This is a genomic window from Listeria immobilis, assembly GCF_014322845.1.
Classification (GTDB): domain Bacteria; phylum Bacillota; class Bacilli; order Lactobacillales; family Listeriaceae; genus Listeria; species Listeria immobilis.
The window spans coordinates 211,959-227,994 of record NZ_JAASUA010000002.1 but is presented as its reverse complement, the minus strand read 5'-3'; the positions used below and the strand labels follow the sequence as shown (position 1 = coordinate 227,994).

Annotated in this window: 14 protein-coding genes; 1 reads left to right on the top strand and 13 read right to left on the bottom strand. The window is 36.4% G+C overall.

Annotation, left to right across the window (positions count from 1 at the left end):
- Window positions 1–57 precede the first annotated feature (57 nt).
- A complete protein-coding gene (gene gdhA / locus HCJ45_RS03995) occupies window positions 58–1,434 on the top strand; it encodes an NADP-specific glutamate dehydrogenase (protein ID WP_187124115.1) in 1,377 nt (458 codons plus the stop codon).
- A gap of 265 nt (window positions 1,435–1,699) precedes the next feature.
- On the opposite strand, the gene HCJ45_RS03990 is transcribed toward gdhA, so the two are convergent.
- The 13 genes from HCJ45_RS03990 to HCJ45_RS03930 form a co-directional block, all read right to left on the bottom strand.
- The gene (locus tag HCJ45_RS03990) at window positions 1,700–3,007 is read right to left on the bottom strand and encodes a glycosyltransferase family 2 protein (protein ID WP_246456457.1); all 1,308 of its coding nucleotides are present in this window, start codon (window positions 3,005–3,007) and stop codon (window positions 1,700–1,702) included.
- Window positions 3,004–3,540, bottom strand: a complete 537-nt coding sequence (locus HCJ45_RS03985; protein WP_187124114.1) for a hypothetical protein — start codon at window positions 3,538–3,540, stop codon at window positions 3,004–3,006. The genes HCJ45_RS03990 and HCJ45_RS03985 overlap by 4 nt, the downstream gene beginning before the upstream one ends.
- A gap of 100 nt (window positions 3,541–3,640) precedes the next feature.
- The gene (locus HCJ45_RS03980; protein ID WP_187124204.1) at window positions 3,641–4,273 is read right to left on the bottom strand and encodes a recombinase family protein; all 633 of its coding nucleotides are present in this window, start codon (window positions 4,271–4,273) and stop codon (window positions 3,641–3,643) included.
- A 551-nt stretch (window positions 4,274–4,824) separates the two neighbouring features.
- Window positions 4,825–5,856, bottom strand: coding sequence for an aldose epimerase family protein (locus HCJ45_RS03975; RefSeq protein WP_187124113.1), 1,032 nt, complete (start codon window positions 5,854–5,856; stop codon window positions 4,825–4,827).
- Between the two features lie 123 nt (window positions 5,857–5,979).
- Window positions 5,980–7,404, bottom strand: a complete 1,425-nt coding sequence (gene araA / locus HCJ45_RS03970; RefSeq protein WP_187124112.1) for an L-arabinose isomerase — start codon at window positions 7,402–7,404, stop codon at window positions 5,980–5,982.
- Between the two features lie 42 nt (window positions 7,405–7,446).
- Entirely contained in the window at window positions 7,447–8,142 is a 696-nt protein-coding gene (locus HCJ45_RS03965) for an L-ribulose-5-phosphate 4-epimerase (RefSeq protein ID WP_187124111.1), read from the bottom strand.
- A gap of 21 nt (window positions 8,143–8,163) precedes the next feature.
- Window positions 8,164–9,762, bottom strand: coding sequence for a xylulokinase (locus HCJ45_RS03960; RefSeq protein WP_187124110.1), 1,599 nt, complete (start codon window positions 9,760–9,762; stop codon window positions 8,164–8,166).
- Between the two features lie 27 nt (window positions 9,763–9,789).
- Window positions 9,790–10,770, bottom strand: coding sequence for a glycoside hydrolase family 43 protein (locus HCJ45_RS03955; RefSeq protein WP_187124109.1), 981 nt, complete (start codon window positions 10,768–10,770; stop codon window positions 9,790–9,792).
- Window positions 10,771–10,789: 19 nt separating this feature from the next.
- Window positions 10,790–12,310: an alpha-N-arabinofuranosidase gene (locus HCJ45_RS03950; RefSeq protein WP_187124108.1), complete on the bottom strand. Its 1,521-nt coding sequence runs from the start codon at window positions 12,308–12,310 to the stop codon at window positions 10,790–10,792.
- Complete coding sequence (locus HCJ45_RS03945; RefSeq protein ID WP_187124107.1) at window positions 12,303–12,875, bottom strand: DUF624 domain-containing protein; 573 nt, start codon at window positions 12,873–12,875, stop codon at window positions 12,303–12,305. The genes HCJ45_RS03950 and HCJ45_RS03945 overlap by 8 nt, the downstream gene beginning before the upstream one ends.
- Before the next feature lie 9 nt (window positions 12,876–12,884).
- Window positions 12,885–13,748 (bottom strand): carbohydrate ABC transporter permease, encoded by an 864-nt coding sequence (locus HCJ45_RS03940; RefSeq protein ID WP_187124106.1) that lies wholly within the window; start codon window positions 13,746–13,748, stop codon window positions 12,885–12,887.
- Between the two features lie 11 nt (window positions 13,749–13,759).
- Entirely contained in the window at window positions 13,760–14,719 is a 960-nt protein-coding gene (locus HCJ45_RS03935; RefSeq protein ID WP_222717890.1) for a carbohydrate ABC transporter permease, read from the bottom strand.
- A gap of 41 nt (window positions 14,720–14,760) precedes the next feature.
- Window positions 14,761–16,035 carry an ABC transporter substrate-binding protein gene (locus HCJ45_RS03930; protein WP_187124105.1) on the bottom strand — a complete coding sequence of 425 codons (1,275 nt, stop codon included), beginning with the start codon at window positions 16,033–16,035 and terminating at the stop codon, window positions 14,761–14,763.
- Between the last annotated feature and the right edge of the window lies 1 nt (window position 16,036).

Here is a 16,036-nt window from a genome sequence, read left to right as displayed (position 1 = left end):
AATTGGTTTTTTACTTTTTCTTATAGTCAAAATATTTAAACAAGGAGCGATTAAAGTATGGCACAAATGTCCACTATCCAAAATGACACAAAAACAGCAGAAGACTACGCAGCACGTGTGTTTGCAACAATTAAACAACGTAATCCTGGAGAAACCGAATTTCATCAAGCGGTAGAAGAATTTTTAACCTCTGTTATTCCAGCGCTTGCTAAAGAACCTAAGTACGAAGCAAATGGTATCTTAGAGCAACTTACTGAACCTGAACGTCTTATTAGTTTTCGAGTTTCATGGGTAGATGATTCTGGTGCAGTACAGGTTAATCGTGGTTACCGCGTGCAATTCAATAGCGCAATTGGGCCATATAAAGGCGGCTTACGTTTTCACCCTTCTGTCACAGGAAGTATCGTCAAATTCCTTGGTTTCGAGCAAATTTTTAAAAATTCCTTAACAGGATTACCAATAGGTGGCGGTAAAGGCGGATCTGACTTTAATCCAAAAGGAAAATCAGATGCTGAAGTAATGCGCTTTTGCCAAAGTTTTATGACGGAATTACAAAAACATATCGGTCCTGATACAGATGTTCCTGCTGGTGATATTGGGGTTGGTGGACGAGAAATAGGTTACTTATTCGGTCAATATAAACGTCTTCGCGGCGCATATGATGCTGGCACTTTAACTGGAAAAGGACTTACTTACGGCGGAAGCTTAGCAAGAACAGAAGCTACAGGCTATGGTCTTGTTTATTTTACAGTAGAAATGTTAGAAGCAGCCGGTGAAACAATCCGTGGCAAAAAAATTGTTGTTTCTGGTTCTGGAAATGTAGCTACTTACGCTATTGAAAAAGCACACGAACTAGGTGCAAAAGTAGTGGCATGTAGTGATTCTTCTGGTTTCGTTTATGATAAAGACGGCATTCAAGTAGCAACTGTTAAGCAAATAAAAGAAGTAGAACGCAAACGTATTAGTGAATATGTTGCTTTCCATCCTTCTGCTGAATATTATGCTGGTGGTGATGTTTGGTCAATTCCGTGCGATATTGCTTTACCATGTGCTACACAAAACGAAATCAATGCGGATCAAGCTCGTGCCTTAGTGAAAAATGGTGTTATTGCAATTGCAGAAGGTGCTAATATGCCTTCTACACTTGAAGCTATTGATATTTACCATGAAAACAATGTACTATTTGGACCTGCCAAAGCTGCTAATGCTGGTGGTGTTGCAGTATCCGCGCTTGAAATGGCTCAAAACAGCACTCGAATGAGCTGGACATTCCAAACAGTTGATGAACATTTACAAAACATTATGAAAGACATTTATAAAAATTCTAGCAACGCAGCAAGCGAATATGGCGCATCTGGAAACTTAGTCATAGGTTCCAACATTGCCGGTTTCCTAAAAATCGCTGATACAATGATTGCTCAAGGAATTATTTAATAAAAAAGGCACTCTTCCAAAAAAAGAGTGTCTTTCTTTTTCATAACAAAAAACTAGCATCTCATTACATTTTTATTTATACATTAACTTCTAACGAACATGATAGAAACAATTGCTTTTAATCCGCTTTGAACTCTTTCCAACTTTTTGCCAATACGTCCATATATAACTTGTCGAAACGTTGATTATTTCTTAGGATAATTTCTTTTGCTAATCTTTTTTCATCCAAAGTATGGAGTTTGTGAATTGTAGCCTAGACAAACAATTATTTTATTTTCCTCTGCCTGTCTGGGCTTTTCCATACACCTGTTCCATATCCTAAAATCGTTTTTATAGCTGGGAAAAAGGTTGTTGCAATCGTTGCAGCACTTAACATCCAATAAAATAATAAATAAAGTGGTGCGAAGATAAAATATTTTACCTTTCGACTTTTCTTATCCACAAATAATGCTGTGAAAATTTGTGATAAACCAGCTACCATTTCAAAGCAAACAAAAATCCCTGAAAGTACAAGCATATGTTTTATGGCTTGATATTGTTGCGTCCAAATTAAATAAATCATGGTGATGAAAAAAATAATAGAAGATATCCAAAAAAAGAATGTCCAAATAATACTTAAGCTTTGATCGAAATAAATGCCCGTTCTTCCAGGTTTTCTAAATGGATGACGAAAAACTTTTTTGAAATTAGTTAACCATACTTCGGTACCACCTTTTGCCCAACGTTTCCGCTGTTTATATAATAATTTAGTTGTTTCTGGCACTTCCATATAAAATTTGATGTCTTCAGCAAACAACGCTAACCATCCGCCTAGTTGATGATCCCATGCTATACTAATATCCTCCGTAGCTCGATTTTGTCTAAAAAGTCCAGCATCAATAAGTGCTTGCTTTTTGTACATGGTGTTTGCCCCGCTATATGCATAAATCACACCAAAAACAGCCGTTTGAGTACGTTTAATAATACCAACTATACTCGCGAATTCTACTGTTTGTGATTTCCCAACTAGTGTTGATCGATTTCGTACTACAGCATTGGAAGTAATCGCCGCAATGTTACGGCTCTCCATCCGAATAAAATAGTTAACATATTTTTTCAGTGCATTGGGTTCTGGTACAATATCTGCATCGTTGCTCAAAATTAATTCTCCTCTAGCAAATCCGACACCAATATTAAAGGCATGTGCTTTTCCTTTATTTTTTTCTATTCTAACAACTCTCAAATTGTGATATTGTTTTTGTAATCGTGCTAAAATTTCAGGTGTTTCATCTGTTGAACCGTCATCCATAACAAGCACTTCATACTTACTATAATGTAGCTTGTTCATCATATAGTGTATTGTGTCTTCGATGATAAGTTCTTCATTATGTGCTGGAATCATAATCGTTATAAATGGCTCTACCTCTTTTGGTATATCAATCCACTCATCCTGCCGATAATGATATAGGAACTTATAACAAATTACCCCCGTCAACCAAGCAATTCCTCCTAAAACTGGATAAGTGAGTAAAATAACGAAAAAAATCATTATCAGTATATTTATAAATGGTGAGCCTGTTTCTATATTCATCATTTTAGAGGTACCTCATTCTCTTTATACAATTTCTCTATATCATCATCAAGGAAGTTTTGTTCTTCAGAAACAGAATAGTCCCGAACCAATTCACGCTGTTTCTTTGGACCGAAACGTTCATGATATAATTTTTCCATAATCTGTTCTCGTCTCTCTGCTTGTATTACATTATACGTTGCTTCTTTTTGTAAATGTTGTTTAAAAGTCCGATTATTCCATATGGTTAAACAGACAAACATAATAATAATGAAAATAATTGCGGCTAAGTAATAATATTTTAATATATTAAAAATATGTATAGCCATTTCAAAAGCATTATAGACAATTACCTCATCTTGCTGAAACAATATCGGAAATAATATGAACCAAAAGGGAAGCAATAAAAGAAGCCAAGCAAATAGAACAATTACTAATTGACGAATTTTCAGCCCAATATGACCTCTCTCAAAAAAATAATCTACAATTAAGCTTTCTTCCTCGGTATGTTTTATCTCGGAAGTTTCCACGGTACGTTTTATCTCGGGAGTTTCCATATAGTATACACTCTCTTTCCTTATAAATTTTTCACTTTTATAGCCCACCGCTGAATATTCTGCACTAGGCTTTCTTCTAATTTTTTCTCTTCTTTAGAACTTATGAGTCAATCAACTCACTTGAAAGATTCAAGTCCAACTCTTTTTTTATTCGATATACTGTCATCCGTGTCACGCTATTTTTTTCTGCAATCGCTTTTATAGATAAATCATCATTTAACATTCGAACAATTTGATGGTAAACTGCTTGTTTTTGTGGGTCTTTTGCATTTGCAGTATACAGCTTTGGTCTCCCTTTGTACACTCCTTTTTCTTTTGCAATTGCAATCCCTTGCGCCTGTCTTCTTTTACTCTCAGTTCTTTCTCTTTCAGCAATCATAGCTAACAACTGGAGAATTAACTCCTTTACAAATTTATCTAATAAGGGGTCTGCCAATGGCTCACTTAACAAAGGTACACTAGTGACCAATAAGCCAACATTTTTCTCTTTAAGAAAATTTACCGTCTGCACGATTTCTGTATAATTTCTCCCCAACTGGTCAATGGCTTCTACCATGAAAAAATCATCTTCATGCGCAAAATTTAATGCTCGATTAAATTCCTCCCGATTAATGACATTCGTGCCAGATTTCTTCTCTACAAATATTTTTCCAGCTCCATGTCTCTTAAATTCTTCCATTTGTCGATCTAAATTTTGATTAGTAGAACTCACACAAGTATAAGCTATTATCATAAAAAAATCCCCTTTTTTCAAAGCCATTTAATATACACCCTAATTTTACATGGGGAATGGTGTGTTTGCAATAACTAAGTTGTGTTTATTATGGGTGTCCCTAATTGGATAATTAAAAAAGTCCCTATTGATTCATATCTATGTAAAATATGATTCATTATAGACATATAAAAAGAAGAGGCGAAAATCCGTCTCCTCTTTCTAAGTCTTATTGTTATAGATAATTCGTAATTTCTACCAAACCAAACTAGCACGTTTTTAAATCACGTTCAATTTTGCTACTTCATTTGGTTGCTTCTTCTTTTATTTCTACTGGAAACATAACTCTTGTACTCACAAAAAACACCTCCATTAATTTCATTTTACATGAATTCAACGAAAGTGTTTTTCTTTTATTCTTATTTTTTTAGTGGCAGTACCAATATATTGGTGGGGTTTCAAACCAAGGCGGCCGCATTCTGCCAACAAAATGCTTACGCCAAATCAGAAGGAACGAAACCTTTTTGAATCAATGTAAATGTTTTCTGTCTACTTCATTGATACCTGCCCACCTATGACTCTTGAATAATTAGTTTATAAACTGTTTCTTTTTCAAAGCGTTCATTTGGTTTTAAAATCACGTTGCCCCACTCTGGATAATCGGTTGCTCCTGGTGCCACTTGGGTTTCCAAAGTAATTCCTCCATGGTTCGCTAATTTTTTCCCGTGCATGATAGGACCTTCATCCCCAACATTCGCTGTAAAAACCACTACAGCAGGATCGTCTGTTGTCATTTCGACGATTACTTTTTTATCTGGAGAAGTAAGTGTGACTTGTGGCGACTGTTTATTTAATAAAAATGGGTGATCCAGTCCATCAATTTTACTTGCTTCTGAAGCCACATTCGTAAATAGTTCGCTCATTTTTTTCCCTTGAGTAAAATCAAAAATCGTTCCTTGAACACTGTTAACATTTCCTGTTGGAATAACTTGTTTATCTACTTCAATGTAGCGTTCTGCGTTCATTTTTAAAATATGTTCATCGATTCCTTTTGTACTATCTCCTGTCAAATTAAAATATACATGATTGGTAGGATTGTATATGGTCGCTTTGTCAGTTGTCGCAGTATAAAAGATTTTCCATTCATTCTTATTGGTTAGTGTGTAGGTGACTTTTGCTGTTAGATTCCCCGGAAAGCCTTGATCTCCATCTGGATTCGTGAAAGTGAAGGTAACAGCAACAAAATCTTTTGCTATTTTTTCGGTAGCTTCCCACATATATTTGTCAAAGCCGATACCGCCGTGTAAGTTATGTCCCGTTTCAGAATCTACAGAAACTTGATATTGTTGCTGCTCAATGGTAAATGTTCCTTGTTTTATTCGGCCTGAAAAACGTCCAATTGACGCACCAATATAAGGATCTTTTTCTAAATACTCTTCAATTGAATCAAATCCTAACACTATTTCTCTTAGTTTTCCATCTACCATCACTTTTAAAGAAACGATACGGGCTCCTTGGTTTGACACAGCTAGTTCCGAGCCTTGATTGTTTTTTAAAATAAATAAATCAGCAGTTTTACCAAAGCTCTTTTTAAGAATATCCATTGTATTCGCCCCTTTTTTCCACAAAAATTATACACCAAACCTTCAAATTTAAAATGAACGATTGAACAAATTTAAAAACTTGATTTTTGGAGTAATCTCTCCTGTCTCAACATCGACCTTTTTTTATTTAATTGTTACGTACTCTAAATCAACTAATTTTGCCCATGTTTCAATTTGATCAGAGGTTAAGTTTAAAGAAATAACGGTATGATGTCCGCCACCGGTTTCAATCCATGACTGAACGCCTTCATGGAAGTTTGGTTTTGGTTGCCACATTACCCGTGCAACAGGTAAGTTTGGTGCAGCTTCTGTTGGCTCAAATGCATCTACTTCGTTAATCAATAATTTATAATGGGTGCCAAAATCCGCCATAGAAACGACAACGCCTGCACCTGACTTTCCATCAAAGACTAAACGAGCAGGATCTTCTCGATTCCCCATTGAAAGAGGAGAGACAACGATTTTCGGCTTATTATTAGCTAACGTTGGGTCAACTTCCATCATATGAGATTGTAAAATCGCTTCTTGACCTACTGCTAATTCATAAGTATAGTCTTCCATAAATCCAGTGTTTTCATTTCTAGCCATAATTTTCATTAAACGATCAATCGCAGCTGTTTTCCAATCTCCTTCGCCAGCAAAGCCATAACCTTCTGCCATTAAACGTTGGACAGCTAAACCTGGTAATTGTTGCATACCATATAAATCTTCAAAGTTGGTACTAAAGGCATTGTAATTTCCTGCTTCAAGAAAGCGACGCAAACCAATTTCTTGGCGTGCTTGTACTTTTACATGTGCCGTCCATTCTTCTTCGTCATACTCCCCATAATCAAAATCGTATAATGTTTGATATTCTGCAAACAATGTATCCACTTCTTCTTTTGTTACTGCATCAATGACTTGAACTAAATCCCCAATGCCAAAGTAATCAACTACCCAACCAAATTGAATTTGTGCTTCTACTTTATCTCCTTCTGTCACGGCTACATTTCGCATGTTATCCCCAAAACGAGCCACTTTAATAGCAAAACTTTCATTATATGCTACTGCTACATCCATCCATTCAGCAATTTGTTTTTGTATTTCCGTACGTTGCCAGTAGCCTACAACAACTTTATTTTGTTTGTTTAAACGAGCATTAATAAAAGCATATTCACGATCGCCATGCGCTGCTTGATTTAAGTTCATAAAGTCCATATCTATTGTTTTCCAAGGAATACTTTCATTGTACTGGGTCGCTAAATGAAGCAATGGTTTTTGCAATAATTTTGTACCACGAATCCACATTTTAGCTGGGGAAAATGTGTGCATCCACGTAATGACACCTGCCACTTCATCCCGATAATTGACTTCTTTCATAATTTTCGTAATGGTCTCTGCCGTTACAGCTAGTTCTTGTAGTTTAATTGGATAAGGTAATTGACCACTATCATTTAACACTTGTACCATTTCTTTTGCATGGGTACGAACTTCTTGTAATGCTTCTTCTCCATATAAATGTTGTGAACCGACGACAAACCAAAATTCTTTTTGACTAATTGTTAGCATTTTTTCTTCCTCTCCATTCTTGACTATTTTAAAATCATTGGATTATTTTTGACCGTAATAGGCATCTTTACCATGTTTACGTAAATAATGTTTATCTAAAATTCGTTGAGGTAACTCTTCTGAAAAATGATTCAATTGTCGCGCGAATAAATTCATTTTACATACTTCATCCAATACCACGGCGTTCATTACAGCACTTTTAGCATCTTTGCCCCATGTAAAAGATCCATGACCATGTAATAACACACCTGGAACAGCCATTGGAGCAATCCCTCGTTGTTGGAAGGTTTCAACAATTACATTTCCTGTTTCTTTTTCATATCCTCGATCAATTTCTGCTTGTGTTAGAAAACGTGCACAAGGTACTGTCCCATAAAAAGTATCTGCGTGAGTAGTCCCCATGGCGGGCACATCTAAGCCAGCTTGTGCCCAAATTGTTGCCCAAGTTGAATGCGTATGAACAACCCCTCCGATTTCTGGATATTTTTGATACAAAATAGCATGGGTAGGTGTATCAGAAGACGGATTTAATTTTCCTTCTACCACGTTACCTGCTAAGTCACAAACCACCATATCTGCAGGTTGTAACGTATCATAATCCACACCAGATGGCTTAATTACAAATAACTCTTTTTCTCGATCAATGCCACTGACATTCCCCCAAGTGTATTTGATAAGCCCTTGTTTAGGTAATTCTACATTTGCCTGATAAACTTCTTCTTTTAAAGCTTCTAACATCTTTGTCCCCTCCTTTAATCCTTAGTTCCACGCTTCAGCAGTTTTTTCAATTGATAGTCCAGCCTCATAGCGTTTCATAAACTGTTGGAAGCCCGCAACATCATCAGGATTAGGTTTTTCCTCAATTGCTTGGCTTTGTACAAAAACTTGTTGCGCTAAATAATCTGTTAAAGTGACTTCTTTTTCGGCATATTTTAAATAATCTGCTAATAAAGCAATCCCCCAAGCGCCTCCTTCACCAGCTGTTTCCATTAACGAGACAGGTGTATTCATTGCTGCAGCTAAAATTTTTTGTGCCACCCCAGCAGTTTTAAAAATACCGCCGTGCCCGAACACTTGATCAATGGCTACCTGTTCTTCATCTGTTAAAATTTGCATGCCTATGTGCAATGCACCAAACGCTGAATACAAGTGGCTTCGCATAAAGTTTGCCAAATTAAATTGACTATCTGGTGTCCGAATAAACAACGGACGCCCGTTTGACACTTGCGTAATGTTTTCACCAGATAAATAACCATAAGGAAGTAAACCACCACAATCTTTATCTCCTAATAAAGCCTGTTTGAAGAGCAGTTCATACAACTGATTTGTTGAGATGTTAAGTCCACCGAGCGTTGCAAATTCATTAAACAATTGTATCCAAGCATTAATATCAGAAGAACAGTTATTCGCATGAACCATGGCTACTAATTCTCCAGCTGGTGTAGTTACCATGTCCAATGCTGTATGAACTTTCTTTAACTCTTTTTCCAAAACAATCATAGCAAAAATCGAAGTCCCCACAGAAACATTTCCGGTACGAATAGCGACACTGTTGGTAGCAACCATCCCCGTCCCTGCATCGCCTTCTGGTGGGCATAACGGAATTCCAGGCTTTAAATCGCCTGAAGGATCCAACCGTTTAGCTCCTTCTTCGGTTAATATCCCTGCAGATTTTCCAGCGACAAGGACGTGTGGCATAATCTCTTTTAATTGCCAAGGGTACTTAGCAGATATGACTTTTTGCTCAAAACGTGCCAGCATTTCTGCATCAAACTGCTTTGTTTTAGGATCAATTGGAAACATCCCTGAAGCATCGCCAATTCCTAACACTTTTTCACCAGTGAGTTGCCAATGAATAGATCCTGCTAAGGTAGTCATATAGGCTATGTCTTTTACATGTTCTTCTTGGTTCGACATCGCATGGTATAAATGAGCAATACTCCAGCGTTGAGGGATATTGTAATCAAATAATTCCGTTAGTTCTTTTTCTTCTGCGGCCGTCATAGTATTCCGCCATGTTCGAAAAGGAACCAGTAAACGATCGGATTGATCAAAAACTAAGTAGCCATGCATCATAGCACTAAACCCTAATGCTCCTACAGTTGTTAAGGTTACATCGTAGGTTGTTTGGACATTTGTTTTTAATTGTTGATAACTCTCTTGTAATCCATGCCAGATTTCTTCCAAACTATAGGTCCAAATGCCGTCAATTAATTGATTTTCCCATTCGTAAGTGCCTGAAGCGATTGGTTGTTGGTAATCATCAATCAAAACAGCTTTGATTCGAGTGGAACCAAATTCAATGCCTAATGATGTCTTTCCTTGGCTAATTGTTTCTTTTACTGCTTTTGAGTCCATTATTACGCCTCCTGTACCTGAATTTCATCATTCATTTGTTTTCATATTTCGTGTGTAGCCTGTTGGTTCACCGAAAACAGGGAAGCCTTTCTCATCCCATGAAAAAATTTGTGCATTAGCATGTCGATTGGGGTTATCTAACGGATCGCCTGCTTTATTTTTTTCTGGTCGAGCATGGTATACAAGAACATCAGCTTGGTCATCTTCACTTTTTGTAAACGAGTTATGTCCTGGTCCAAATTGTTTATTTTTTTCTGAGGAAACAAAAACGGGTTCTGATGCCTTATGCCAAGAATAGCCATTTAATAAATCGGCATTTTCATCAGCCCACAGTAGACCAATCGCATAATTTTCATCTGTGGCACTTCCAGAATAGGTGATAAATACTTTGCCATTTCGTACTATGGCAGCCGCACCTTCATTGACAGAAAAACCAATTTTTTCCCATTCAAATTCTGGAATTGATAATAAAACTTGTGGGCCTTTTAGCGTCCAAGGATTTTCCATTTCAGAAATATAAAGATTGGAATTTCCCGGAATTCTAGGATCTTGTTGTGCCCAAACATAATACAATTTATTTTGATGTTGAAATGCTGTACCGTCCAAACTGAAACTGTCAAAAGCCGTTTTAATTTGACCTTTTTCAATCCAATCGGTGTTCATAGGATCTGCTTGTTGGTTTTCAATAACAAACATTCGATGATGGTGGTGTTGGTCCCGTATTTGTTCATCGTCGCTTGCAGCAAAGTAAATATACCAACGCTCATTGATGTAATGAATTTCTGGCGCCCAAATTAGTTGACTCATTGGGCCTTCTGTCGGTGCTTGCCAGACCAACAAGCACTCTCCGTTCCCTAGTTCATCGATATTTTTCGCTCTACGAAGTTCAATAGACTGATATCCTGGTACCGAACCAGTAAAATAATAAAACCCGTCTGTATGTTTATAAATCCATGGATCAGCTCGCTCTATAACAATCGGATTTTTGTACGTCGCTTTTTTATTCATATACTTCCCTCTACTTTTCCTATAACTTTTTGATTTTAATAACATTCCATGAATATTTGTCCAATGTAACGACTATTTTTCCGTTCTCTAAGCAGTTAATTGTTTTTGTTTGTGGAAGAAGTGTAGTTGGCGCCGTCCTTAAATTTTTATCAGATAGTTGTTCACTTTTCAGGACAATCTGTTGACCAGAAGTTTCTAAAGAAAAATCGTGATCTAGCTGCACGGTTTGCCTATCATGACTACGATTAACAAAAAATAAAACTAAGTCTTCTTCATTTTCTACAATGACACTGTCTACAAACGGAACATTTTGTGCCTTTTCAGAATCATATGTCGGCCCAGTGGCTACCTGTTTTAATACTTTTCCTGTTGCATAATTGGATAGATGTTCCAAAATATAATACGTTGGATTGCACCACGCTTGGCCACCTGCATCTGTCAAAATTAACGGAATCGTATTTACTAATAAAGATTGACAACCGATTTTCACTCGATCTGCATGACGCAAAATTGCTAAGCCTAGCGAACCAAATAACAAAGCATCTTCCATAGTAAAATAACACCAATCAATAGGACTCCCAATTTGAAAATCTTCATGTTCTTTTTCAGGTTGCGCATGTACGTTCCATTCATCAAATGCTAAGTACATCGTTTTCTCGCTCCGTAAAAGACCCTTTACATAGTCGCAAGTCGCGATAATTTCTTCAATTTGCCGATCAAAACGATACGCTTTAGCTAAATAAGTAGGTGTGTCATCCCGTTCATTTTTAGGTGGTCGCGTTAAATCATCTGCATCGTACTTATCGATATAGTTGTGTAATGCTAAATAATCCACCTGGTCGTATGCTTGTTCTAGTGCAACACGATCCCATTCTGGATAACTAGCTAGCCGCGGGGTTGAACTTCCTACTAAAATGGTTTCAATAGAATCGTCTACTAACTTCATGACTTTTGATGCTTCATTTGCTAAACGGCCGTATTCATATGCACTTTTAGCACCAATTTGCCACGGACCATCAAGTTCGTTTCCCAAGCACCAAAGTTTGATATTAAAAGGAGTTTCTTGACCATTTTCCCGGCGTAAATCACTCCAATAAGTGCCTTTTGCAAAGTTGCAATATTCTACTAAATTTCGAGCATCGTCAATGCCTTTGGTTCCAAGATTAACTGTGAAAATAGGTTCAGCATTTGTTGGTTGTATCCATTGAAAAAATTCATGAATGCCAAATGTATTTGGTTCAATTCCCCGCCAAGCTAAATCAATTTTTCTCGGTCGCTTATCAATTGGGCCAATGGTATCCAGCCAATCATAACCAGAAGTAAAATTTCCTCCCGGATAACGAATCACACCTAAGTTTAAAGATTTGACGAGTTCCAATACATCTTGGCGAAAACCATTTTCATCTGCTGTAGGATGCCCTGGTTCATAAATGCCTGTATAAACTACACTTCCCATATGCTCCACAAAAGACCCAAAAAGGCGAGGACTAATTTCTCCTACTGCAAATGCTTGTCTGACGCTTATCTTTGTTTCATTCATGTTCCAACCTCCCTTTCCTTGATAATATTAAAAACATTAAATTCCACAATCCTCCGACAAATAAGAAAATAAACGGCGGAAATAAAAAGACCAATAATGTAAACAAAAGAATCAACATACTACAACTAAGATTTCTTAAAAAGGAAACCACCAAATCCAAAGAACTTTCTTCAAAAATCCTGATGAAAGACGCTTGTTCCATTTGACTACAGTTATTTATCCACGAAATTAAAAGCATTAAATACATGATCGATACGACAAAACCACTAATCGGTAAGAACAAATTGTTTTCTTGTAGCAACAAATTCGTTATTGTAAAGATCCCTACCGTCAAGCAACTCCACAATACGTTGATAAAAAAATGTTTACGGATCCCTGTAAAAAAGTAATTCAAAATATGTCCCGTTGCCCCACCTTGCCACCGACGCAACACATACAACACTGCCACAGAAGCAGGCACTACAGTAATCACAGGTAAAGAAATCACGACCCACAATAAACCTAATAAAAGATAATCAGAAAGTACAATTAGTTTTGTATAAAATTTGGTTTCTACTAATTTCATTTGACCAACCTACTCTTTCATTCCAGTCATTGCCGTTCCTTGTACAAAGTATTTTTGAGCAAACATATACACAATTAATAACGGCAACATAGAAATAACTGTTCCTGCCATCACCGGTCCGTAAAAGGAAATATTTTGACCTGTGAATAATGCTAATCCAGCTGGCAATGTCCGCATTTCTGAGCTGCTCGTTAAAATCAACGGATACAATAAATCATTCCAACTATTCATTAATGTAAAGATAGCTAAAGATAAGACTGTTGGTTTACTTAATGGCAACATAATTTTCCAAAAAATCCTAAATTCGTTTAAACCATCAATTCGAGCAGCTTCTTCTAATGATGATGGCAATGTAATGAAAAATGAACGCATCATGAAAATTCCAAAAGCGGTAGTCATTCTTGGAATAATTAATCCAGAATATGTATCCAATAAGCCTAACAAGTTCACTTCAAGAAATAACGGAATCATAAATACTTGAAATGGAATCATCATGGTTAATAAAACAAAGTAGAACAAGACCGATTTTCCTTTAAAGTTCATTCGTGCAAACGCATAACCTGCCAGAGAATCAAAGAAAACAGAAGTGATAACTGTTCCTCCAGCAAAAATGACGGTATTTTTGATGTAATCTAGCAACGGAATGGTAGACCAAACCTTGATATAATTATCTAACGTATAACTATCCGCAAAAATCTTTGGCGGAAATGAAATAATGTCCTTTTCAAATTTAAATGATGAAAGTAATAACCATAGAAAAGGAAAAGCAATGATAAATAACACTAGTACCATACCAATAGTTGTGAAAATCTTTTTTCGACTAAATTTTTTTCGTTTATTTTCAGCGATTAAAATCGTTTGTTCAGTGACCATTGTTTTCCCTCCTATTTCATTTGTTTTTCTTTATTGGACATATATATATTTGTAGAAATAGCGATAACTGCCACAATGATAAACAGAATGGAAGATAATGACGAAGCATAGCCAAGTTCATATGGCGCGGTAAACCCACGACTATAAATATATTGGACAGCTGTTTCTGTTTTAAATTGTGGACCCCCACCTGTCGCTACATACACTTGGTCAAAGACTTGCATCGAACCAATTAAATTAGTCAAAATACAAAAACCAAGCGATGGAACAATTTGCGGTAAAGTAATATTGAAAAATTGTTGACGGTTCGTTGCGCCATCCATTTCTGCTGATTCATATAACGAAGGAGAAATCCCTTGAATAGCCGTTAATAAAATCGTCATAGTGACCCCAAAATTTTTCCAAACCGTCATCACTGCAACAGTTGGCATCGCTAGAGTAGGATCTCTAAAAAACTGAGGAGTTGGCAACCCTACTTGCGTAAATAAGTATGGAATCGCACCTATATTAGGATCCAGTAACATCGAGAAAATAATCGCAATAGATGTCAGGGAACAAATAACTGGAATATAAAAAGTCGAGCGACAAAAACGATTAAACTTTGTATTTTTTGCAAGAACCACTGCTGCTAATAAGCCAACTATAATCTGCAATGGCACTTCTAATAAAGTAAAATACAACGTGTGAAACAATGAATTAATTGCACGACTATCACTGAAGATTCGACTGAAATTATCAAAACCGACGAAATTCTTATTGGTAAAGAAAATATTTAAATCAGTAAAACTAATGGCAAACGTTCCTAATAACGGAACCACCGTAAACAGTAACAAAATCAAAAAAGATGGAGCTAAAAATAAATATGCAGCATGATTCGGTTTATTCCAGTATCTGGCTAATGTTTTCAATCGATACACCTCTCTTTTAAAAGATTTTGAAATGGTGATTGTGACTAAAAGGATTTCTGTCACAATCACCCGCCGTAATTTTTTTGTTAGCCAATGACTGGCATTTATTGACTTAACAATTGATTGATAGCTTTATCAGCATCTTTCATTAGTTTTTCCGGATCATCGCCAGCCAATAATTTTTCAATTAGTGGATTGATAATATCATTGTTAATAGCAGAGATTTTAGTAAACCCAGGTAAGAAAGGCTCCGCATAATCCATTTGTTTCGATAATTCGGAAACAATCTCATTATTTTTCACTTCATCGTCATTTGCTACAGAGTTCAAATAAGCTGGAAAACCATTTTCGATGCTCCATTTTTTCCCTACTTCTGTTGTATTCCAGTATTTCAGGAATTCATAAATCGCTTCTTTTTTGTCACTACTTGTGCTTGCTGGAATGGCATAGCCTACACCATCTAAAATAGCGGTTTTTTCACCATTTTCAGTTGCTTGTGGTAAGGTCGTTACACCATAATTAATTTCATTGGCTTTCAAACCGTTATTCAACCAAGGACCATTCACTTCCAACGCTAATTGGCCTGCATTCATTAAATTATCCATTTCTGCTCCTGAAATAGATTCCGGACCTGCTTTTTCTTCGTAAATCATTTTTTGAATAGCTTTTAATGTGGCTAAATTTTCAGGAGAATCAAATTCAGATTTTGTGTAATCATCATTCACTAATTTTCCTCCGTTTGCTAACATCCAGTTATATAGAGGAGCAGTGCCATCTTTGTTAAAAACAAATCCAGAAACATTACTTCCTTTGTCTGCCAATTTAGGTGCCATTTCTGTTAGCTGATCCCATGTTTTCGGAGGTTTCGTTGCACCTATACCTGCTTTTTCAAATAAATCTTTGTTCCAATACATATACATACCTTGCACTTGCATCGGGATAAAATATTGCTCTTTGTTAACTACGCCAAGGTCTATAGCAGTTTTGGTAAAATCTGATTTGTCGACGCCATCATATTTCCAAAAATCATCTAACGGTTGAACCGCTCCATTTTCAACATATTGCGCATAATCAACATAATTCAAGGCAAAAAAGTCTGGCGCTGTATTTGATGAAATGGCTGGTGGCAATTTTTCGTTTAAATTAGCCCACGTCATTACATCCATTTCCACTTTGATATTTTTGTCGTTAGTTTTGTTAAATTCATCGACAATCTTTTGTAAAATTTCTCCATCTGAAGCGGTAAATCCATTCCAGAAAGTAATGGTCACTTCATCTCCTGAGCCGTCCTTAGAAGCACTTTTCCCACTACCACAAGCTACCAAAAGACATGCTGCTACAACGACTATCGAACCAAGTAAAATTTTTTTGAATTTCATT

Bases quoted from the DNA above. Each gene is read 5' to 3' on its own strand.
- HCJ45_RS03955 (WP_187124109.1), bottom strand. From the start codon at position 10,770: ATGAATAAAAAAGCGACGTACAAAAATCCGATTGTTATAGAGCGAGCT.
- HCJ45_RS03965 (WP_187124111.1), bottom strand. From the start codon at position 8,142: ATGTTAGAAGCTTTAAAAGAAGAAGTTTATCAGGCAAATGTAGAATTA.
- HCJ45_RS03930 (WP_187124105.1), bottom strand. From the start codon at position 16,035: ATGAAATTCAAAAAAATTTTACTTGGTTCGATAGTCGTTGTAGCAGCA.
- HCJ45_RS03980 (WP_187124204.1), bottom strand. From the start codon at position 4,273: ATGATAATAGCTTATACTTGTGTGAGTTCTACTAATCAAAATTTAGAT.
- HCJ45_RS03960 (WP_187124110.1), bottom strand. From the start codon at position 9,762: ATGGACTCAAAAGCAGTAAAAGAAACAATTAGCCAAGGAAAGACATCA.
- gdhA (WP_187124115.1), top strand. From the start codon at position 58: ATGGCACAAATGTCCACTATCCAAAATGACACAAAAACAGCAGAAGAC.
- HCJ45_RS03985 (WP_187124114.1), bottom strand. From the start codon at position 3,540: ATGGAAACTCCCGAGATAAAACGTACCGTGGAAACTTCCGAGATAAAA.
- HCJ45_RS03945 (WP_187124107.1), bottom strand. From the start codon at position 12,875: ATGAAATTAGTAGAAACCAAATTTTATACAAAACTAATTGTACTTTCT.
- HCJ45_RS03990 (WP_246456457.1), bottom strand. From the start codon at position 3,007: ATGATGAATATAGAAACAGGCTCACCATTTATAAATATACTGATAATG.
- HCJ45_RS03940 (WP_187124106.1), bottom strand. From the start codon at position 13,748: ATGGTCACTGAACAAACGATTTTAATCGCTGAAAATAAACGAAAAAAA.
- HCJ45_RS03950 (WP_187124108.1), bottom strand. From the start codon at position 12,310: ATGAATGAAACAAAGATAAGCGTCAGACAAGCATTTGCAGTAGGAGAA.
- HCJ45_RS03975 (WP_187124113.1), bottom strand. From the start codon at position 5,856: ATGGATATTCTTAAAAAGAGCTTTGGTAAAACTGCTGATTTATTTATT.
- araA (WP_187124112.1), bottom strand. From the start codon at position 7,404: ATGCTAACAATTAGTCAAAAAGAATTTTGGTTTGTCGTCGGTTCACAA.